The organism is Ornatilinea apprima, from assembly GCF_001306115.1.
In the GTDB taxonomy this organism is placed as follows: domain Bacteria; phylum Chloroflexota; class Anaerolineae; order Anaerolineales; family Anaerolineaceae; genus Ornatilinea; species Ornatilinea apprima.
The window spans coordinates 57,801-77,240 of the sequence record NZ_LGCL01000015.1; the positions used below are offsets into that span (position 1 = coordinate 57,801).

General features: G+C 57.1%; 16 protein-coding genes. 6 read left to right on the forward strand and 10 right to left on the reverse strand.

Annotation, left to right across the window (positions count from 1 at the left end; all coding sequences use genetic code 11):
- Positions 1–238: 238 nt before the first annotated feature.
- From recA to ADN00_RS19950, 3 genes are all read left to right on the forward strand, one after another.
- Positions 239–1,339, forward strand: coding sequence for a recombinase RecA (gene recA, locus ADN00_RS03525; RefSeq protein WP_075061575.1), 1,101 nt, complete (start codon positions 239–241; stop codon positions 1,337–1,339).
- 107 nt (positions 1,340–1,446) lie between these two features.
- Positions 1,447–2,010, forward strand: a complete 564-nt coding sequence (locus tag ADN00_RS03530) for an NBR1-Ig-like domain-containing protein (RefSeq protein ID WP_082389853.1) — start codon at positions 1,447–1,449, stop codon at positions 2,008–2,010.
- Between the two features lie 5 nt (positions 2,011–2,015).
- Positions 2,016–2,894 carry a C39 family peptidase gene (locus tag ADN00_RS19950; protein WP_075061577.1) on the forward strand — a complete coding sequence of 293 codons (879 nt, stop codon included), beginning with the start codon at positions 2,016–2,018 and terminating at the stop codon, positions 2,892–2,894.
- 169 nt (positions 2,895–3,063) lie between these two features.
- Here ADN00_RS19950 and ahcY read toward each other — a convergent pair whose 3' ends face one another.
- From ahcY to mtnA, 3 genes are read right to left on the reverse strand one after another with little or no spacing between them, the layout of a single operon-like run.
- Positions 3,064–4,323 carry an adenosylhomocysteinase gene (gene ahcY, locus ADN00_RS03540; protein WP_075061578.1) on the reverse strand — a complete coding sequence of 420 codons (1,260 nt, stop codon included), beginning with the start codon at positions 4,321–4,323 and terminating at the stop codon, positions 3,064–3,066.
- 22 nt (positions 4,324–4,345) lie between these two features.
- A complete protein-coding gene (locus ADN00_RS03545; protein WP_075061579.1) occupies positions 4,346–5,311 on the reverse strand; it encodes a carbohydrate kinase family protein in 966 nt (321 codons plus the stop codon).
- A gap of 21 nt (positions 5,312–5,332) precedes the next feature.
- The gene (gene mtnA / locus ADN00_RS03550) at positions 5,333–6,382 is read right to left on the reverse strand and encodes an S-methyl-5-thioribose-1-phosphate isomerase (RefSeq protein WP_075061580.1); all 1,050 of its coding nucleotides are present in this window, start codon (positions 6,380–6,382) and stop codon (positions 5,333–5,335) included.
- Between the two features lie 143 nt (positions 6,383–6,525).
- Here mtnA and ADN00_RS03555 point away from each other — a divergent pair, with 143 nt between their 5' ends.
- Together ADN00_RS03555 and ADN00_RS03560 are read left to right on the forward strand one after the other, a co-directional pair.
- Positions 6,526–8,940 (forward strand): lytic transglycosylase domain-containing protein, encoded by a 2,415-nt coding sequence (locus tag ADN00_RS03555; RefSeq protein WP_075061581.1) that lies wholly within the window; start codon positions 6,526–6,528, stop codon positions 8,938–8,940.
- A gap of 11 nt (positions 8,941–8,951) precedes the next feature.
- Positions 8,952–9,494 carry a 2'-5' RNA ligase family protein gene (locus ADN00_RS03560; RefSeq protein WP_075061582.1) on the forward strand — a complete coding sequence of 181 codons (543 nt, stop codon included), beginning with the start codon at positions 8,952–8,954 and terminating at the stop codon, positions 9,492–9,494.
- Positions 9,495–9,589: 95 nt separating this feature from the next.
- On the opposite strand, the gene ADN00_RS03565 is transcribed toward ADN00_RS03560, so the two are convergent.
- The 4 genes from ADN00_RS03565 to ppdK all read right to left on the reverse strand — a co-directional run bounded on the left by ADN00_RS03565 (position 9,590) and on the right by ppdK (position 15,827).
- Complete coding sequence (locus ADN00_RS03565; RefSeq protein ID WP_075061583.1) at positions 9,590–10,852, reverse strand: dihydrolipoamide acetyltransferase family protein; 1,263 nt, start codon at positions 10,850–10,852, stop codon at positions 9,590–9,592.
- Positions 10,852–11,823: an alpha-ketoacid dehydrogenase subunit beta gene (locus tag ADN00_RS03570; protein WP_075061584.1), complete on the reverse strand. Its 972-nt coding sequence runs from the start codon at positions 11,821–11,823 to the stop codon at positions 10,852–10,854. Before ADN00_RS03570 ends, ADN00_RS03565 begins: the two co-directional genes overlap by 1 nt.
- 4 nt (positions 11,824–11,827) lie before the next feature.
- Positions 11,828–12,799 carry a pyruvate dehydrogenase (acetyl-transferring) E1 component subunit alpha gene (gene pdhA / locus ADN00_RS03575; RefSeq protein WP_075061879.1) on the reverse strand — a complete coding sequence of 324 codons (972 nt, stop codon included), beginning with the start codon at positions 12,797–12,799 and terminating at the stop codon, positions 11,828–11,830.
- Between the two features lie 280 nt (positions 12,800–13,079).
- Positions 13,080–15,827: a pyruvate, phosphate dikinase gene (gene ppdK / locus ADN00_RS03580; RefSeq protein ID WP_075061585.1), complete on the reverse strand. Its 2,748-nt coding sequence runs from the start codon at positions 15,825–15,827 to the stop codon at positions 13,080–13,082.
- A gap of 276 nt (positions 15,828–16,103) precedes the next feature.
- On the opposite strand from ppdK, the gene ADN00_RS03585 reads away from it, so the two are divergent.
- Positions 16,104–16,535 carry a response regulator transcription factor gene (locus tag ADN00_RS03585; protein WP_075061586.1) on the forward strand — a complete coding sequence of 144 codons (432 nt, stop codon included), beginning with the start codon at positions 16,104–16,106 and terminating at the stop codon, positions 16,533–16,535.
- Between the two features lie 44 nt (positions 16,536–16,579).
- Here the strand turns inward: ADN00_RS03585 and ADN00_RS03590 are convergent, their stop codons facing one another.
- The 3 genes from ADN00_RS03590 to hpt are packed head-to-tail and all read right to left on the reverse strand — an operon-like array spanning position 16,580 to position 19,428.
- Positions 16,580–17,347, reverse strand: coding sequence for an alpha/beta fold hydrolase (locus ADN00_RS03590; RefSeq protein WP_075061587.1), 768 nt, complete (start codon positions 17,345–17,347; stop codon positions 16,580–16,582).
- On the reverse strand, positions 17,337–18,875 hold the full coding sequence (locus ADN00_RS03595) for a CCA tRNA nucleotidyltransferase (protein ID WP_075061588.1): 1,539 nt from the start codon (positions 18,873–18,875) through the stop codon (positions 17,337–17,339). The genes ADN00_RS03590 and ADN00_RS03595 overlap by 11 nt, the downstream gene beginning before the upstream one ends.
- On the reverse strand, positions 18,865–19,428 hold the full coding sequence (gene hpt, locus ADN00_RS03600; protein WP_075061589.1) for a hypoxanthine phosphoribosyltransferase: 564 nt from the start codon (positions 19,426–19,428) through the stop codon (positions 18,865–18,867). Before hpt ends, ADN00_RS03595 begins: the two co-directional genes overlap by 11 nt.
- Between the last annotated feature and the right edge of the window lie 12 nt (positions 19,429–19,440).

The following is a 19,440-nucleotide window of genomic DNA, read 5'->3' on the forward strand; positions in this document are numbered from 1 at the left end:
CCGCTATTTCCCAAATATATAATGTTGTAAAGGTTTTTTTGCGTCAATGAAATCTTAATAATGAAAAGATATTACCAAAGGCGGCAGTTCAAGTCAAGCCCTTCTCTCGATTCCTTTGTTTAAGGTTTTGTTAACAACCACCAATCCCTTGACCTAAAGAACAAATGTACTATAATAAGAATGGTATCATCGCTATCCTTTCAGTATAATGAATATAACCGATCAGGAGCAGAACCGCATGGCTCGAAAAAGCACTCCCAAAAAGACAAACGAAGAATCTCCGGTTGTAGATCAGGCGCGCCAGGCCGTTTTAGACAAGGCGCTGGGCGACATCATCAAGCGCTACGGTGAAGGCGCGATCATGCGCATGGGTGAAGCTCATCACCTCAACGTGGAAGCCATTCCCACCGGCTCCCTCTCCGTGGATATCGCCCTGGGCGTGGGCGGCATTCCCCGCGGGCGCATTTGCGAGATTTACGGCCCCGAGTCTTCGGGGAAAACCACCCTTTGTCTGCATATTGTGGCCGAATCGCAAAAATCCGGCGGCACCGCCGCCTATATCGATATGGAACACGCCCTCGACCCGGCTTACGCTGCCCGCCTGGGTGTGAATGTCGACAGCCTGCTGGTCTCTCAACCCGACACTGGCGAGCAGGCCCTGGAGATCGCCGAAACCCTGGTGCGCTCTGGCGCGATAGACGTGGTGGTGGTCGACTCGGTGGCCGCCCTGGTGCCCCGCTCTGAAATCGAAGGTGACATGGGCGACGCCACCATGGGTATGCAGGCCCGCCTTATGTCTCAAGCGCTGCGCAAACTCTCCGGCGTCATCAAACAAACCAATACCGCGGTCATCTTCACCAACCAGCTGCGCCAGAAAATCGGCGTAATGTTTGGCAACCCCGAAACCACCACCGGCGGCATGGCGCTCAAATTCTACGCCTCTGTCCGCATGGATATTCGCCGCATCCAGTCCATCAAAATGGGCGCCGAGGTGATCGGCAATCGCGTGCGCGTGCGTGTGGTGAAGAACAAAGTCGCTCCGCCCTTCCGCACCGCCGAGTTCGACATCATGTATAATGAGGGTATCTCGAAAGCGGGCGATATTCTCGATCTCGGCACGCAGTTGGAGATCATTGCGAAACGCGGCGCGTTTTACTCCTTCGGGGATATTCGCCTGGGTCAGGGCCGCGAAAACGCCAAAGAATTCCTGCGACAAAACACCGATCTGGCGGACGAAATTGAGCTTTCCATTCGCCAGCAGACCGTCAATGGAAATTTGTTGCCCACCTTCACTGAAGAGGGCGACGATGAGTACAGCGGCGGCGAAGAAGAAGTATAATTTTTACGCTTTTCTTCCGGCTTCTGGCAGCTTTCTTGCATAGATTCACAACATCTCCGTCCCTTCTCCTGTTGCTGCGGGAGAAGGGATGGCCTGAAGGCTGATCAATGAAGAAGAGTACGCGCCCTACAACTGTTTCTGTTTTGCGTTTTTCGCGCATCCTGCTCGCGGCTGTTGTGCTGGTCATCACCAGCGCAGGCTGCTCGTTTACTCCCACGCGCCCCGCGCCCAACGCAGTCAACCCGGCGTTTATTCCCCCCACCTTTTCACCCACCCAAATACCGTCTCCCACCCCGGTTCCCACCGAGGTGATGCCCACTTCCAGTCCAAACTGCGTCAACGCGCTCACCTACCTGGAAGACATCACCGTTCCAGACGGCTCCGCCTTCGCCCCAGCCGAGAAAATTGATAAGCAGTGGCGCGTAGAAAACAGCGGCACTTGCAACTGGGGCAAGAATTACACCCTGCGCCTCATCGCCGGGCCAGAGATGGGTAACCCCGTGGAACAGGCGCTCTACCCGGCCCGCAGCGGGTCGCAGGTCATCATCCAGCTCAATCTGGTTGCCCCCGCGCAAGCCGGCAATCACCGCAGCGCCTGGCAGGCTTACTCGCCTCAGGGCGAGCCGTTTGGCGACCCGATTTATATTGATATCGTAGTCGAAGAGCCCTGATCGCGATGCCTACCCCTCACTTTCCACAAATTCGCGCCAGCTTGTTGGCTGCCGCTCTCCTGCTCACGACCAGCGCCTGCGGTCAGATGGACTTTTCACGCGGCCTTGAATCCGCTGAAGTGGTCTTTGCCGGCCTCGACCCCGCCAAAATCACCTGGTTCTCCACACCAACCTTAACCGCCGCGCCCACGGCTGACCCCACACCCACGCCCACAACCACCTTCACCATCACCCCCACACCGTTTCAGCCGCTGCCCACCGCAACCATCACCCCCACCCCCACCAGCGTGCCGCCAACCGAAACGCCGCAGCCCGCCCCAGAGATTCCTGAATCTGCCAGCCTCTCCAACATTTACGGCACCTCTCAGCAGCTTCCGCTCGATTGCGAATCCAACTCTGCCACCGACTTCGCCCGCTATTTTGCCGTGAATATTGATGAGCTTGAATTCTTCAACGGTTTGCCCGTCAGCGATGACCCGGAAACCGGTTTTGTGGGAAGTGTCTGGGGTCCGGCTTCGCTGCCGCCCTATGGATACGGCGTGCATTCCGGGCCGGTGGCGTCCTTGCTGCGCTCTTACGGGCTAAACGCCTGGGAGCGGCGCGGTATGTCCTTCGATGACGTCAAAGTTGAAATCTCCGCGGGACGGCCTGTGATGGTCTGGGTGGTCGGCTCCGTCTTCCCCGGTTCTCCCGTCTCATATACCGCGTCTTCTGGTTCCACGGCCACCGTTGCCTATCTGGAGCATACTGTCTTGGTCATTGGTTACGATTCCAACACCGTCACCATTCTCGACGCCGATATGCTGTATTACCGCAGCATTGACCAGTTTCTCTCCTCCTGGAGCGTGCTGGGCAACATGGCCATCGTCGTAGAGCAAGAATAAAACCTCTGCATCTCAAAAAAGGCAATCTGAATTTTTGTCAATCGTGTAGGGACTGCATACTGTAATGCACCCCATCTCGATAAACCATTGTAAAGATTCTACAGCCAATTAAAAAGCGAAAGCGCTGCAATAGCGCCTTCGCCTGTTTTTAACCCTTAACCGCTAACGATTAAGTCCCTTCCTGCCACGAGTTCAGGTAATGCACCTGCTCGGGGGTGAGCGTGTCGATCTTTACCTTCATCGCGTCCAGTTTCAGGCGAGCAATCTCGCGGTCAATCTCTTCCGGCACGCTGTAGACTTTCTTCTCCAGCTCGCGGCCGTGCTTGAAGATATACTCCGTGGCTAACGCCTGGTTGGCAAACGACATATCCATCACGCTGGCCGGGTGGCCCTCCGCCGAAGCCAGGTTGATCAGGCGGCCTTCGCCCAAAATGTGGATCTGACGGCCGTCCTTTAATTCATACTGGTCAACAAACGGGCGTACCAGGCGCTTGGCAACCGACATCTCTTCCAAAGCCGGGATATTGATTTCCACATTGAAGTGACCAGAATTGGCCACAATCGCGCCGTCTTTCATCACCTCAAAATGCTTGCGGTCGATCACGTTCAAGTCGCCAGTCAGGGTGCAGAAGATATCGCCAATCTGGGCGGCTTCTTCCATCGGCATCACACGGAAACCATCCATCACCGCTTCCAAAGCCGGCATGGGGTCCACCTCGGTAACAATTACATTCGCGCCCATGCCGCGCGCGCGCATCGCCAAACCGCGGCCACACCAACCATACCCCGCCACCACAAAATTCTTGCCAGCCAGCAGAATATTGGTGGCGCGGATGATACCGTCGATCGTGGATTGGCCGGTGCCGTAGCGATTGTCAAAGAAATGCTTGGTCATCGCGTCATTCACTGCCACAACCGGGAAGCTCAACATGCCGTCTTTGGCCATCGCGCGCATGCGGATCACACCAGTGGTGGTCTCTTCCATCGAACCGATCACATTGGGGATCAGCTCGCGGCGTTCTTTGTGCATCACCGTCACCAGGTCGGCGCCGTCGTCCATCGTGATCATCGGTTTGTGGTCTAAAGCCGCGCTCAGATGTTTGTAATACGTTACATTGTCTTCGCCCTTAATCGCGTACACCGGAATTTCATTGTGCACCACCAGAGACGCAGCCACGTCATCTTGCGTCGAGAGCGGGTTGGAAGCCGTCAGCACCACATCCGCCCCGCCGGCCTGCAGGGTGCGCATCAGATTGGCTGTTTCAGTGGTTACATGCAGGCACGCCGAAACGCGCACGCCTTCCAGCGGGCGCTCTTTGGCAAACCGCTCGCGGATCAGGCGCAGAACCGGCATTTCCCGCTCTGCCCATTCGATCCGGCGTCGGCCGCCCTCAGCCAGGTTTAAATCTTTTACATCATTATTCGACATGAAGTTCCTCCGCAGAATTGATCTAACTGTTTTTCAATAATACGTCTAATGCGCCCTGGTCGTCAAAATGCTGGCGATAGCGCGCGATGTATTCAGCAATTGTGTACGTATGGTTTTGAGTGCCTTTCTGTTCCAGGCAGTAGGTGGCCGAGAGCGCGCCCATCTTTCCACAGGTCTCCCAACCCAGGCCCAGGCGCAGCCCGCGCACAAACCCGCCGCGGAAGGCGTCGCCTACACCGGTCGGTTCGGCAATCTGGGTGGGGGGCACCACCGGCACATGATATTTCTTGCCCTCGGCATAAATATCCGCGCCGTCTTCACCCAGCGTTACCACCATAAAACCCACTTTGCTGAGGATTTCTTCGGGTTTCAGGCCGGTATGTTTTTGCAGCAACTCAAACTCGTACTCATTCACAAACAAAGCGTACGCGCCTTCCACACCCTCGCGCAGCTCATCCGCGCAAATACGCACAATCTGCTGGCTGGGATCATAAAGGTACGGTACGCCCAGCTCTTTGCATTCGCGCGCGTAACAGCGCATCGCGCCGGGGTCGTTGGCCGAGATGATCAGCAGGTCAGGCAAACCCGCTTTCAGGTCATGCAGCGAAAGCTCGCAGGCGTGCGCCATCGCGCCGGCATAAAAAGTGGCAATCTGATTGTTGTCCAGGTCGGTATTCACAAAGAAAGATGCCGTGAATTTATCGGGGATGATTTTGACCAGCGAGGTATCGACTGCTTTGCTTTCCAGCCAGCGCCGGTACTCTTCAAAATCCACCCCAGCCGTAGCCATTAATCGCGGGTGCTCGCCCAATAATGCCAGGTTATAGGCAATATTGGTCGCGGTTCCGCCTGGCTGGCGCACCATCTCATCCACCAGAAAGGAGAGGCTGATCGTATCCAAATGGTCGGACAGAATGTGTTCCCGGAAGTGACCGGGGAAAGACATCAGATAATCAAACGCAATCGAACCCGTGCAAACAACAGACATGAGCAAAAAATCCAATCTTCGTTAAAAATCTTCAACCGCGCGCGGCAGGTTGATATCGAACGGCGGGTAAATCACCCCATTTTCGGTCACTAAAGCCGTGATCAGGTCGTTGGGTGTTACATCAAAAGCCGGGTTGAAGGCCTTCGCGCCCTGGGGGGTTACCCGCTGGCCGTTCACCTCAATCCCAAGTACTTCTTCCTGGTCGCGCTCCTCAATCGGAATCAGATCGCCCGATTTCAGATTCAGGTCTACCGTGGTGGTGGGGAAAACCGCATAAACCGGCACGCCATTGGTTTTGGCAGCCAGCGACAGCATATAGGTGCCAATCTTGTTGCACACATCGCCATTGGCAGCCACCCGGTCCGCTCCATAGAAAACCTTCTTCACCATCCCGCTGCGCAGAAAATGGCCTGACATGTTGTCGGTAATGATGTGATAGGGAATTTGATACTGATCCAACTCCCAGGCGGTCAGGCGCGCGCCCTGCAGGCGCGGGCGGGTTTCATCCACCAGAACATGAATTTTCTTCCCCTGCTCGTGCGCCATGCGGATCGCGCCCAGCGCGGTGCCCCAATCCACCGTTGCCAGCGAGCCGGTGTTGCAATGATGGATAATGGTGTCGCCATCTTCAATCAGAGCCGCGCCAAACTCCGCCATGCGGCGGTTGGTTTCCACGTCTTCCTGGGCAATCAGCTTGGCTTCCGCAATCATCAACTGCGTCAGATCGTCGGCTGTAGAAGCCGGCACAGAAGCTTTTTTTAACATGCGCTGCACTGCCCACGCCAGGTTCACGGCGGTCGGCCGCGAGGCAATCAAAACGTCGGCAGCTTTTTTCAGGTCTGCCCGCAGCCCCTCGGTTGTCGTCTGTGCGCTCTGACAGGCCGCCAGGGCCATGCCAAACGCGGCAGCCGCGCCAATCACCGGCGCGCCGCGCACGGTCATATTCTGTATCGCAGTTGACACTTTGGTATAATTCTCACAGGTAACCATTTCCACTTGGGCGGGGAGAAGCCGCTGATCAAGCAATTGCAGCGTGCAGGAGGAATCATCCCATTCGAGTGATCGTACCATTGTGCGTTCTTCCTTTTGATTGGAGGACTAAAAGGCGGTTGGAAAGCTGGACATTCAGCAATTGAATAACCAATCTAGTTTAACATGCAATCCATCGGATGTCAAAGTCTTCACTGCTTTACAGAATTCAGAAAGACAATTGTATGAAAATGAAACTTCTTCCCCTGGCCGCGTGGTTTTTGATCCTGGCAACCCTGTCTGCCTGCGCCGGTCCGGCCCCGCAATCCCCACAGGGTTCTGCTGGCAGCCAGCAGTCCACATCGATTCCCCTGCCCTCTCCAACACCCACTGCCACCCCCACGCCCCAGCCGCAGGCCCGGGTTGATCAGGGCGACCATCTTCTGCTGCTGGGTGATTACGCCAGCGCCCGGCAGGAATATGAAACCGCTATCAACCAGGCCGCCGATCCAGAAATCCAGGTTGCCGCCATGATCGGCCTGGGGCGGATGCAGCTTTTACAGCAGCAATACACCACCGCCACTCAGGCATTTCTGACCGTCATTCAAAATTATCCCAACAGCCAGCACCTGGCCGAAGCCCAATTCTTTTTGGGAAAAAGCTACGCGGCCATGAACAACCATCAGGTCGCGGCAGACGCGTTTGGACAGTATCTGGCCCTGCGTCCCGGTGTGATTGACGCCTATATTCAGGAACTGCGCGGCAATGAGCTGCTCGCCGCCGGGCAGTTTACAGACGCGATTGCCGCCTTCGAAGCGGCCGCCGCCGCTCCCCGCCGCAGCGACCCCACCCCGCTCAAAATCAAAATCGCCCAGACCTACGCCAGCATGGGCGAATACGAACAGGCCATCAGCCGTTATTGGGAAATAAACCAGGCCACCACCAATGACTTTGTTAAAGCCCAAACCAATTTTCTGCTTGGCCAGGCCTATCTGGCCATCGGGCTGCCCGATCAGGCCTACGCCCGCTTTCAAGAATCTGTCTCCAACTATCCCCTGGCCTACGACACCTATTCCGGGTTGGTAGTGCTGATCAACAACGGTATTGCCGTCAGCGACCTCGACCGCGGCCTGGTTGATTATTTTGCCGGGCAGTACGGCCTGGCCATTGAAGCTTTCACGCGGTATATGCAGGCCAATCCCCAGCACGACGCCACCCCGCTTTACTACCGTGCAATGAGCCACCGCTCGCTGGGGCAGTACGGCGCCGAAATGCGAGACTGGGAACTGATCATCAGCCAGTATGAGACCGATCGTTTTTGGATGGACGCCTGGAAGGAGAAAGCCTACACGCAGTGGGTGTATTTCACCGATTACAGCGCTGCGGCCGCCACCCTTGAGCAGTTTGTGGCGCGTTTTCCGGCTGCCGCGCAAGCCGCGGAGCTGCTGCTGGAAGCCGGCCGCATTTACGAACGCGGCGGGCTGCTCAATGAGGCGATTGAAACCTGGGAAGGCGTAGCCAACAACTATCCCACCAGCGCCGAAGCGCCCGCCTGCCTTTTCCAATCCGGCTTGCTGCGCTACCGCCAGCAAGATTTTTTCAACGCGCAAGCGAACTTCCAGCGTTACCTTGCCATCGTCTCCGCGCCGCGCGATATTGCCGCCGCCTACTTCTGGATCGGCAAGGCCAAATCTGCCCTGGGTGACAGTGAAGGCGCGCGCCAGTCGTGGGAACAGGCCGCCCAGCGCGACCCCACCGGTTATTACAGCGAGCGTGCCAGAGATCTTCTGCAGGGCCGCGAGCCTTTTTCTCCCCCCGCTTTTTACAACCTGGACTACGACCTTCAAAAAGAGCGCTCCATTGCCGAAACATGGATGCGTTCCACCTTTAACCTGGAGGCCGATATCGACCTGAATAACCTGGCGGACCTGGAAGCTAACCCGCGTTTTCAGCGCGCCAACGCCTATTGGGAATTGGGACTGTTTGAATTGGCTAACAACGAACTGCAAGACCTGAAAGATGAAATCGCGTCAGACCCGGCGCACTGCTTCCGGCTGCTTAAATACCTGATGGAGCGGGGTTTCTACCGCCAGGCGATCATCCTCAGCCGCCACATCCTTGACCTGGCTGGCATGGATGACGCCGCCACGTTTACCGCCCCGCCCTACTTCAACCATATACGTTTCGGCGTCTATTACCCCGATTACGTTCTTTCTGCCGCCCAGGAATACAATTTTCACCCGCTCTTCCTGCTCAGCGTCATCCGCCAGGAAAGCCTGTTTGACGGGCTGGTTCAATCCACCGCCGGCGCGCGCGGACTGATGCAGATCATTCCCTCAACCGGCCAGGAAATAGCCTCCATCCTCAACTGGCCAGTGGGTTATACGGATGCGGACCTGGATCGCCCGTTTGTGAATGTGCGCCTTGGCTCCGCCTACCTTGCGCGCCAGCGCACCTATTTCAATGCCAACCTCTACCTGTCGTTGGCCGCTTATAATGCCGGGCCAGGCAACGCCCAGCAGTGGGCCGCCCTGGTGAGCGATGATCCTGACCTTTACCTGGAGACCATTCGCTTCAAAGAAACCCGCACCTACATTACGCAGATCTACGAGTTCTATTCGATTTACCGCCGTCTTTACGAAACGCAACCTTCTACTTGAGGATGTTGAACATGCACGGTCTGGTTTCCCTGCTCCCACAGCCTTTCTACCACGAGGTGGAGTTGCTTTGGGACGAATTGGAACGAGAATGCGGCCTGGTTGGTGTGCGCCAGACGCCGTTTCCGCATTTCTCGTGGACGGCCTCTGAGAGCGTCAGCGAAAGCGCGCTGCAGGCCAAGCTCAACCGACTTGCCCGTCAGATAAAGCCCTTTGCCATCAGCACCGCCGGGGTTGGCATCTTCCCCGGCGAAAAACCGGTGGTTTTTATCCGGGTGGTCAAAAGCCCGGCGCTGTTCAGCCTGCATGAGACCATCCTTGCCGCCGTCCGCGAACCGCTGGGTGGCACGCTTAGCCCGCTCTACGAACCGGATGTTTGGGTTCCGCACATTACCCTCGCCTACGAGGATGTTAGCGAGGAAAATCTGGCGGCAGTTGTGCGCATGCTGGCCGGCCGGGATTTGCATTGGAAAATGCAAATCGACAACCTGGCCTTCATTCTTCATCGCCCAGGAACCAGCGCCGAAATGAAGTTCGTCCAGCGCTTCCAGTCATAACCCACTCCAACTTGCATTCACATAGAAAAGCGGGCGCGTTCATGCCAACGCGCCCGCAATACGTTCCATTGTTCAGGGTTTTCCCCTGCGCCGTTTCAGATCATGAGATGCAATGGCTGCTCAATGATCTGCTTTAGCCACTGCATAAACTGCGCGCCTTCCGCGCCATCCGATACGCGGTGGTCCACAGAAAGGGTCAGCTTCATCCGCAAGCCCGCTTTCACCTCTCCATTCACCACTACCGGGGTCTCACGCGCCGCGCCAACGGCCAGGATCGCCGCTTCAGGCGGGTTGATGATCGCGCCAAATTCTTCCACCTGGTACATACCCAAATTGCTGATGGAGAAGGTAGAACCTTCAATATCCTCTGGGCGCACCTTGCCGTCTCTGGCGCGCTTCACCAGCGATTTCACCTCGCCAGAAATCACGCGCACGGGCTTTTGATCCGCGTCGCGAGTTACAACTGTCAGCAGACCACCTTCCACCGCCACGGCCACGCCAATATTGACATGCCCGTGCCGAACAACCTCAGTCCCTTGTAACGACGCGTTGAGGTTGGGGAAGCGTCGCAGCGCCACAGCCGCGGCCTTGATGAGGAAATCGTTGACCGAGGTCTTCTCCTCCTCCGGTAGCAGTTCATTGACCTGTTTGCGCAGTTCCAGCAGCGGCGCGGCATCCACGTCGTACGTCAGGTAGAAATGTGGAACCGTCTGTTTCGATTCGACCATGCGCCGCCCAATTGCCTGGCGCAGCTTGTTCAAGCTCACCCGCTCGTCGGCAGGCGCCCCAGCCGCGCTCCATGCGGCTGGCGGCAGGGCGGCTCTCGTCTCCACAGCCGCTGCCAATGGCGCGGCAGCCTTGGGGCTGGCCAGGGCTTGTTCAACATCTTTTTTGACGACCCGGCCGCCCGGACCACTGCCCTCCAGCTCGGCCAGGTTCAACTGGTGGTCTTTCGCCATCCGTTTGGCCAACGGGGAGGCCTTCACCATCCCGCTACCGGCTTGCGCTTCAGCCACCGCGGGGGCCACCTCCGGGGCAAGCGCAGCTGCCGGGGCACTTTCTTCTTTCGGCGCGCCCGGTTTTTCAGCCTGTGGCGCGGGAACATCCGCCACTTCTTCGCCGGGCGCTGCAATCACCGCGATGGGCGTGCCGACAGGCACAATTTCTTTTTCTTCGACCAATTGCCGCGCCATCACGCCTTCAAAGGAAGATTCAACCTCAACGGTAGCTTTATCGGTTTCAATCTCAGCCAGCACATCGCCTTTGGCAACGCTCTCACCGACCTTTTTCACCCAGTGTACCAGCGTGCCTTCCGCCATGTCGAAGCCAAGTTTGGGCATGCTTACAATATCAGCCATTAGAGCACCTCCTTGACTGCTTTCACCACATCGGCGACCTGCGGCAGTGCCATTTGCTCCAGTTTGCGGTTATACGGCAACGGCACCTCTGCCTGCGCAACGCGCTTGATCGGCGCGTCCACATAATCAAATGCCTCTTCGTAGATCCGGCTGGCAATTTCTGACCCAACGCCAAAGGAGCGCCAGCCTTCTTCCACCACCACCGCGCGATTGGTCTTCTTGAACGATTCCAGCACCGGGTCCATATCCAGCGGGCGCAGGCTGCGCAAATCCACAATCTCGACTTCAATGCCTTCTTTAGAAAGCTCATCGGCTGCCTGCATGGATACCTGTAGCATCTTGCTGTAGGTAACGATGGTTACATCTTTGCCGGGCCTCTGCACGGTGGATTTGCCAATCGGCACGATGTAATCGCCCTCTGGCACTTCACCGCGCGTTTGATACAGCGTGGCGTGCTCAATAAAGAACACCGGGTCATCGCTGCGGATGGCCGCCTTCAGCAGGCCTTTCGCATCGGCCGGGGTTCCGGGGGCCACAACCTTCAGCCCCGGGAAATGGGCAAAAATCGCGTCCGGGGTTTGCGAATGGGTAGCGCCCAACTGCCGGCCACCGCCGCCCACAGTGCGGATCACCATGGGGAGCACAAACTGCCCACCAAACATATAGTGTAGCTTGGCGGCCTCATTGACAATATGGTCCATGGCCGAGAACGCGAAGTTAATCGTCATCAATTCGGTTACCGGCCGCAAACCGGTCAGCGCCGCGCCAATCCCCGCGCCAATAATTGCGGCCTCAGCGATGGGGGTATCGCGAACGCGATCAGGACCAAAGTGATCGTAGAACCCTTTGGTTACCGCATAGGTGCCGCCCCACACGCCCACTTCTTCTCCCATAATAAACACCTTGGGATCTCGTTCCATTTCCTCCCACAAAGCCTGTGAGATGGCCTCGCGCATTGTTATTCTGGCCATGTAATTATCCCTCCACTGAATTTTCCACGTAGATATCGGTAAAGAGTTCTTCAGGATCCGGGTCAGGAGAAGACTCGGCAAACGCCACAGCTTCGCGCACTTCTTCACTGGCAAGTTCATCCTGCCGGTTCAATTCTTCTTCTGTGAAAATACCGCGATCCATCAAATATTTGCGATAAACACCAATCGGGTCGTTTTCCTGCCATTGGTGCACTTCTTCGCTTTTTCGGTAGCGTTCCGGGTCGCCCATCGAATGCCCACGGAAGCGGTAGGTCTCAATCTCTAAGAACTGCGGCCCATTGCCCGCCCGGATGTCATCGATCATCTCTTTCGATTTTTCGTAGACCTTCATTACATCCATGCCGTCCACCACGTCATTCTTCATGCCGTAACCCTCGGCCTTCTGGCGGATTTCGGAAACAGCTGAAGCGCGTTCCACCGCGGTACCCATGCCGTAGCGGTTGTTCTCGCACACCCATAGCACCGGCAGCTTCCACACTTTCGACATGTTGAGCGCCTCGTGGAAAAAGCCAATATTGGTGGCGCCATCACCAAACATGCAAATCGTTACGCCGTCGGTTTTGCTGTATTGATCGCCCAAAGCCAGGCCAGCCGCCAGCGGAAGATGCGCGCCCACAATCGCGTGCCCGCCCCAGAAGTTTTTTTCCACCGAGGCCATATGCATTGAACCACCTTTGCCTTTTGAGCAGCCTGTTGCCTTACCCAGCAGCTCTGCCAGCACTTCTTTGGCGCTCAGGCCGGCATTGATTGCCAAACCGTGATCGCGGTAAGCCGTGATCAACCGGTCTTGCGGTTTTCGCGCCCCCACCAGGCCGGTGCTGACGGCTTCCTGCCCGATATAGAGATGCAAAAATCCGCCAATTTTCCCCTGCTGATAAAGCTCGGCTGCGCTTTCTTCTACTTTGCGAATGACGACCATTTGATGATAAAGGTCTAGATACTCTTGTTTTTCCATAATAAAAAGCTCCTCCCGGAAGATTTTGCTGTAACGCGCAAGCTGCATTGTGATCTGGCGCTTTTCCCTTACGCTTACTCGCCGTAATTATAGCAAATATACAGCCTTATTGGATAATATTTGTATGATTTTTATCTCCTTTTTGAGAAAAACCCCAACCGTAAAGTTAGATTATTTTGATCTCAAAAAGTTACTTAATTACCATTTTACACAAAAAACCCCGCAAAGGGGTCAGCCTTTGCGGGGTTGTACAAGATTCGAACTTCAGCCGGGAAGCTGTTTACTTCGCAGCGTGCTTCAGCGCGGCCAGAGCCGCAGACAGGCGGGCTACCGGCACGCGGAACGGCGAGCAGCTCACGTAGTTGTTACCAACCAGGTGGCAGAACTCGATGGAAGAAGGCTCACCACCGTGTTCACCGCAGATACCCACTTCCAGTTCGGGGCGGGCTTTGCGGCCTTCGCCAATCGCCAGGTCCATCAGACGGCCAACACCATCGCGGTCGATGACCTGGAACGGGTTCTTGGGCAGAATGCCCTCTTCCACATACTTGGCCAGGAAGGCGCGCTCGGCGTCGTCGCGGCTGTACCCATAGGTCATCTGGGTCAGGTCGTTGGTGCCAAAGGAGAAGAACTCGGCCACCGAGGCGATTTCGCCGGCGGTCAAAGCCGCGCGCGGGATTTCGATCATGGTGCCGAATTTGTAGGGGAATTGCACACCCTTCTCGTCCATCACGTCTTTGGCAATTTTCTCCAGGCGCGGCTGGATCAGCTTCAGCTCATTCACATGGCCGGTCAGCGGGATCATCACTTCCGGTTTCACATGCACGCCCTTCTTGGTCATGTTGGCGGCCGCTTCGAAGATCGCGCGCACCTGCATCTCAACGATTTCGGGCATCACGATACCCAAGCGGATACCGCGCAAACCCATCATCGGGTTCGACTCGTGCATCGAGCGGATGTTCGCCAGCAGAGTTTCTTTCTCTTCCAGGCCGGCAGTTTCTTTCTTCACCCGCATTGTAATCACTTCTTCCAGCAGGCTCTCTTCGTCGGGCATGAACTCATGCAGCGGCGGGTCGATCAGGCGGATGATCACAGGGTAGCCGTCCATCGCCTCGAACAAGCCTTCAAAGTCGCCGCGCTGGAAGGGTAGCAGCTCGTTCAGGGCTTCCACACGGGCTTCGCTGGTCTTGGCCAGGATCATGCGCTGCACAATCGGCAGACGGGCAGGGTCGAAGAACATGTGCTCGGTGCGGCACAGGCCAATACCCTTGGCGCCGTAAGAGCGCGCGCGGCGGGCATCTTCGGGGCTGTCACCGTTGGCCCATACCTGCAAACCGCGGCTCGGCGAGCCGTTCACGCTGGTGCGAATGCCTTCGGTGGCGCAAATTTCATCGGCCCATTCCAGCAGGGTCAGCAGTTCAACCTGCTCTTCCAGTTTGGGGGCTTTCACGTCCATCTTACCCAGGTAAACTTCGCCGCTCGTGCCGTCAACCGAGATCCAATCGCCTTCTTTGACAACCACACCATTGGCGGTCATCTGGCGTTTGTTCAGGTCGATCTTAATCGAGCTGGCGCCAACCACGCAGGGCACACCAAACTGGCGGGCCACCACCGCGGCGTGGGAGGTCGCGCCGCCTTCGCTGGTCAGAATACCATTGGCGGCCAGCATACCATGCACATCATCCGGCTTGGTAAAGGGGCGCACCATGATCACTTCTTGCTTGTGTTCTTTGGCCATCTTCTCGGCGGTATCCGCGTCAAAGTAGATCTGGCCAATCGCCGCGCCCGGAGAGGCGTTCACGCCGGTGGCATACACGCCGCCTTCTTTGCGGGCTTTCTTCACGGCATCGGGGTCGAACTGCGGGTGCAGCAGGGTGTCCACCTGGGTGGGGGTCACGCGCTGAACGGCGTCTTTTTTGGAGATCAGGCCTTCTTTGGCCATATCCACCGCAATTTTCACCGCGGACTGGGCAGTGCGCTTGCCGTTGCGGGTCTGCAGCATCCACAGGCGGCCGCGTTCCACGGTGAATTCCATGTCCTGCATGTCTTTGTAGTGTTTTTCCAGCAGGTCGCAAATCTTCAAAAATTGCTCGTAGGCTTCGGGCAGATCTTTGGCCATGTGCTCAATTTTTTCCGTGTTGCGAATACCGGCCACCACATCTTCACCCTGCGCGTTGAGCAGATACTCACCGTACAGTTTGTTTTCGCCAGTGGCGGGGTTGCGGGTAAAGGCCACACCCGTGCCGGAATCGTCGCCCATGTTACCAAACACCATGGTTACGATATTAACGGCGGTGCCCAGGTCATCGGGGATGTCGGAAGCGCGGCGGTAGTCAATGGCGCGCTTGCCGTTCCACGAGCGGAACACGGCTTCACTCGCCAGGCGCATCTGATCCAGTGGATTCTGCGGGAATTCAAAACCCTTCTCGCGTTTCACCACGGCTTTGAACTGCTCAACCAGCGTTTTCAGGTCAGCGGCGGTCAGTTGGGTATCCAGCTTGACGCCTTTTTCTTCCTTCATGTGGTCGAGAACTTCTTCAAACGCCTCGTCCGGGATCTCCAGCACAACCGAGCCAAACATGGAAACCAGGCGGCGGTATGAGTCATACACAAACCGCTCATTGCCGGTCAGTTCAACCATGCCTTTGGCAGTGTCGTCATTCAAACCGATATTGAGCACGGTATCCATCATACCCGGCATTGAGAACTTGGCGCCAGAGCGGCAGGAAACCAAAAGCGGATTCTTGGGATCGCCAAATTTCTTGCCGGCCTGTTTTTCCACTTCGGCGAGAGCAGCCAGCATCTGGTTCCACATTTCATCCGACAGTTGGTTGCCAGCGGCAATATAGGCATTACATGCTTCGGTGGTTACGGTGAATCCTGGGGGCACGGGCAGGCCGATGCGCGCCATTTCTGCCAGGTTCGCGCCTTTACCGCCGAGAAGGCCTCTTACGCCTTCCCAATCACCAGCGTAGGCTTCTGCCTGTTTGACTTCGCTGTAAAGATATACCCATTTCTTATCTGACATCAAAATCCTCCTTGGTTTTCAATCGCCCGCTTAGGTTCGGGCAAATTATCTGAACTCACTAATAAAAGATTTTACCACAACCCGCCCTAATTTTTTTTGTTTCTGCTACCAATTCAACACCACCGCGCGCACTGCTGTGATTCTTTGCACCGAATACACCGCCTCTCTCTAAAGAATTTCTCACCGTTCATAGCGCGCGCGCCCTTCTTTTGTAAACCACCTGCAAGGTCATAGATTATCCCTTTATTGCATAATAGAGATGGAGCCAACCCAGACATGAAACAACAATTATCCGTACTTGTAATCGATGACGACCCCGCCACAACCGATTTATTGAGTCTTTTACTAATGCCGGTTACTTCCGAAGTAATTATCGCGAACTCAGGCGGTGAAGGGGTTGATCTTGCCCGCGAATTTGAACCCGACTTTATCGTGCTCGATTTAATGATGCCCGATATGACCGGAGCGGAGGTCGCCGCGGAAATTCGCAAGTTCAGCTCCGTACCCATCCTCATCCTCAGCGCCATCAATCACCCGCAGTTGGTTGCCAGCGCGCTGGATAACGGCGCGGATAACTTCCTGCGCAAGCCAGTTTCGGAAGACATCCTCGTTTCTCAAATTCGCCGCATGACAAGCCGTGCACCCGTGGCGGATAAGGCCATTCCTCCCACCCCCTTTTCTGAATGGTTTACCTCCAAATCTCCCTGAAGCTGATACCATCGTCTACAACGCAGGCATCTGGCCTGCGTTTTTCATTGCACCCGCCGTGCCAGTTCCAGAATTGCCCGCGCTGTCTCCTGGGGGCATTCCAGCATCGGCATATGCCCGGCGTCATCCAATACCACCAGGCGGCCGTTTACAAGCATCCGGCTGGCCGCTTCCGCCGTTTCCAGGCTCACAACCCGGTCCCGCCTGCCCGCAATGATCAGGGCTGGGGCTTTCAAACCCTGCAGTGTCGCGGTTTCATCTCCGCGCGCAGCCATGCCAAGCTGCGCAGCAGCCGCGCCCGCGCTGGAATTTTCGAGGATTATCTCCTTCATGCGGGGATAAAGATGCGCGATGTCACTTAACTGGGCGGGCATGCTCTCAGCCAGAAAGCCCAACCCTTCGCGTTCCAGCCGTTCTGCACTGGCCTGCCGGCTGGCGGCTTTCTCCGCGCTGTCGGCCAACGGATGAGAAGCGATCAGCCCCAGGCCCAGCAGCCGCCGCGGAAAGAGCCTCGCGAAAGCCAGAGCCGCGTATCCGCCCATTGAATGTCCGGCCACCACCACCTGCTCAATGCCCAGCCTATCCAGCAGGGCGGCCACATCCCGCGCCATCGCCCCCATCGTGTTTGTCCGCTCCCCCACCGGTGAGCGTCCGTGCCCGCGCAGATCGGGCAGAATCAAGCGCAGATCCTCATCCAGCAGCGCATTCACATCCTCCCAGATTCGCCGATTGAACGGAAAACCGTGCAGCAGCACCACCGGCGTTCCGCTGCCGCGTGCCTCAAAATCCAGGTTTACCGTTTCACTCTTCATCTTTACTTCCTTTTCCCAACCAGTCGCAGATGAACTGCAGCGCCTCTTCGCGTGTTTGCAGCCGGCCTTCCACCTGCGCTTCAGTGGCAGCCTCTAAAATGCTGCCCACCACCGGCCCGGCCGGCACACCCGCTGCCAGCACATCCTGCCCGTTAATCAGCCGCGGCGGAGAAATCACCTCGTCCTTCTTCTGCCACCACGCCTCCAGCAGCGTCTGGCACACCTCTAGCTCGGCCTTCCACACCGCCGGGGGGACATCCGGTCGGTGAGTGGCCAGCGTATCAACCAGCGAGAGCAGGCAAACATCTACGCCCGCGCTGCCGGTATCGCGGAAGAAGCGGTAAACAGCCCGGGGACTTGGCCTGCCCCCGCTCTGGGCCAGGTGATGCACGCGCATGTGCGCCCGCACTACGTTTCGAACACGGGCGAGTTCATGCTGACTTAACGCCAGTTCTTTGCCGCGCAACGCGGCCAGCTCAGCGCTGGCGATCTCATGCTCAAAAAAGCGCATGCGCTCACCCACCTGTTGAACTACCGCAGGCTTGCCTGTATCGTGATACAGCGCCGATAGGAATAACAGCTCCCGCGCGCGGCGGCCCTGGGTAATCTCCTCCTGGAAATGGCGCGTCAATTCCTCGCGGTAGGCCCCCAGGTGCAGAACCGCCAGCCCCATGCGCAGATTGCTCACCAGCGACTCGTTATAACGCCCCGCCAGCGCGGCCAGCACCTTCTCCAGCTCGTCCAGCGTGGAAAGGGTGTGATTCCACACATCTTCATGGTGCGGGGCCGTCTGCCGCACCCCTTTAAGCTGCGTCAGCTCAGGGAAAACAACATCCAACGCGCCGGCCTGATCCAGCAGGCGCAACGCGCTGCTCACATGCTGGCCCTCAAAAATGCGAAAGATTTCGTCTCTGCGCCGCTCCGCCGAAGGGATCGCCAGGCGGGGAGCGGCGGCCTTCATCGCCTGCCAGGCCTCGGGCGCCAGCCGGAAGCCCAGGTTCAGCGCAAGGCGCACACCCCGCAGCACCCGGATCGGGTCGGCTTCAAAAGCATCCTCGCGGCACGGCCGCAACACTTTAGCGTGGAGGTCTTTCACCCCGCCACACGGGTCAATGATCTGCGGCGCGTCCAGGTCTTTTAGGCCCAGCGCCAGCGCATTCACCGTAAAGTCTCGTTCCAGCAAATCTTCTTCCAGGCTGCCGCCGCGCGCCCGCGCAAAGTCGATCACCCCCACGCCTTGCTGCTCGTCGCGATACAGCACGCGCGCTGTGTTGCGCTCATCGTCCAGCATATAAAAATCGCCCTCCAGCGCGCTGGCCAACCGGCGCGCCAGGGGGCGGACATCACACAGCATCACCACGTCGAGGTCATGCGGCTGCCCGCGGCTTAAGAATAAATCGCGCACAGCCCCACCCACCAAAAAAACCGGCTCGCTCTCCCGCACCAGTTGGCGTAGATGCTCCACCGGCTTCCATTCCCGTATGATTTGGGGCAATTCGAACGCGCCGCGCGGCAAATTATTCTGCATTCCCGTCATACTTTTGCAGGTCTACCACGCCAATAAACGGTAGATTGCGGTAGAACTCATCAATATCCAGACCGTAACCAAACACAAACTTATTCGGGATTTCAAACCCCCGGTAGAGAATCGGCACCTCCACCTCACGGCGTTCCGCTTTGTCCAGCAGGGTACACACCGCCAGGCTGGCCGGTTTGCGCATCGAGAGCAGCTCCAGTACCGAGGCCAGGGTGTGCCCCGAGTCGACAATATCTTCCACCAGAATCACATGCCGGTCGCGGATATCGGTGTTCACATCCAGGGTGATACGCGCCTGACCGGTCGATTCGCGCGCGCCGGTGCCGTAAGAAGACACCGCCATAAACTCAATCGCGTGCGGAACGCTGATATGCCGCATCAAGTCCGTCAGAAACAGCACGCCGCCGCGCAAAATGCACACCAGCAGCAGCTCTTTGCCCTCAAAATCGCGGCTGATCTCGCGCCCCAGCTCAGCCACCCGCGCTTGCAAATCCTCTTCGCTGACCAGCACTTCCCCTAAAAATTCGTGATAATCTCGCACCATGGCTCAATGACC

Excerpts from the sequence above, each read along its gene's own strand:
- mtnA (WP_075061580.1), bottom strand. The coding sequence starts at position 6,382 with ATGGTACGATCACTCGAATGGGATGATTCCTCCTGCACGCTGCAATTG.
- ADN00_RS19950 (WP_075061577.1), top strand. The coding sequence starts at position 2,016 with ATGCCTACCCCTCACTTTCCACAAATTCGCGCCAGCTTGTTGGCTGCC.
- ADN00_RS03585 (WP_075061586.1), top strand. The coding sequence starts at position 16,104 with ATGAAACAACAATTATCCGTACTTGTAATCGATGACGACCCCGCCACA.
- hpt (WP_075061589.1), bottom strand. The coding sequence starts at position 19,428 with ATGGTGCGAGATTATCACGAATTTTTAGGGGAAGTGCTGGTCAGCGAA.
- ADN00_RS03530 (WP_082389853.1), top strand. The coding sequence starts at position 1,447 with ATGAAGAAGAGTACGCGCCCTACAACTGTTTCTGTTTTGCGTTTTTCG.
- ADN00_RS03565 (WP_075061583.1), bottom strand. The coding sequence starts at position 10,852 with ATGGCTGATATTGTAAGCATGCCCAAACTTGGCTTCGACATGGCGGAA.
- ADN00_RS03545 (WP_075061579.1), bottom strand. The coding sequence starts at position 5,311 with ATGTCTGTTGTTTGCACGGGTTCGATTGCGTTTGATTATCTGATGTCT.
- ahcY (WP_075061578.1), bottom strand. The coding sequence starts at position 4,323 with ATGTCGAATAATGATGTAAAAGATTTAAACCTGGCTGAGGGCGGCCGA.
- recA (WP_075061575.1), top strand. The coding sequence starts at position 239 with ATGGCTCGAAAAAGCACTCCCAAAAAGACAAACGAAGAATCTCCGGTT.
- ADN00_RS03555 (WP_075061581.1), top strand. The coding sequence starts at position 6,526 with ATGAAAATGAAACTTCTTCCCCTGGCCGCGTGGTTTTTGATCCTGGCA.
- ppdK (WP_075061585.1), bottom strand. The coding sequence starts at position 15,827 with ATGTCAGATAAGAAATGGGTATATCTTTACAGCGAAGTCAAACAGGCA.
- ADN00_RS03595 (WP_075061588.1), bottom strand. The coding sequence starts at position 18,875 with ATGCAGAATAATTTGCCGCGCGGCGCGTTCGAATTGCCCCAAATCATA.
- ADN00_RS03560 (WP_075061582.1), top strand. The coding sequence starts at position 8,952 with ATGCACGGTCTGGTTTCCCTGCTCCCACAGCCTTTCTACCACGAGGTG.
- ADN00_RS03590 (WP_075061587.1), bottom strand. The coding sequence starts at position 17,347 with ATGAAGAGTGAAACGGTAAACCTGGATTTTGAGGCACGCGGCAGCGGA.
- pdhA (WP_075061879.1), bottom strand. The coding sequence starts at position 12,799 with ATGGAAAAACAAGAGTATCTAGACCTTTATCATCAAATGGTCGTCATT.
- ADN00_RS03570 (WP_075061584.1), bottom strand. The coding sequence starts at position 11,823 with ATGGCCAGAATAACAATGCGCGAGGCCATCTCACAGGCTTTGTGGGAG.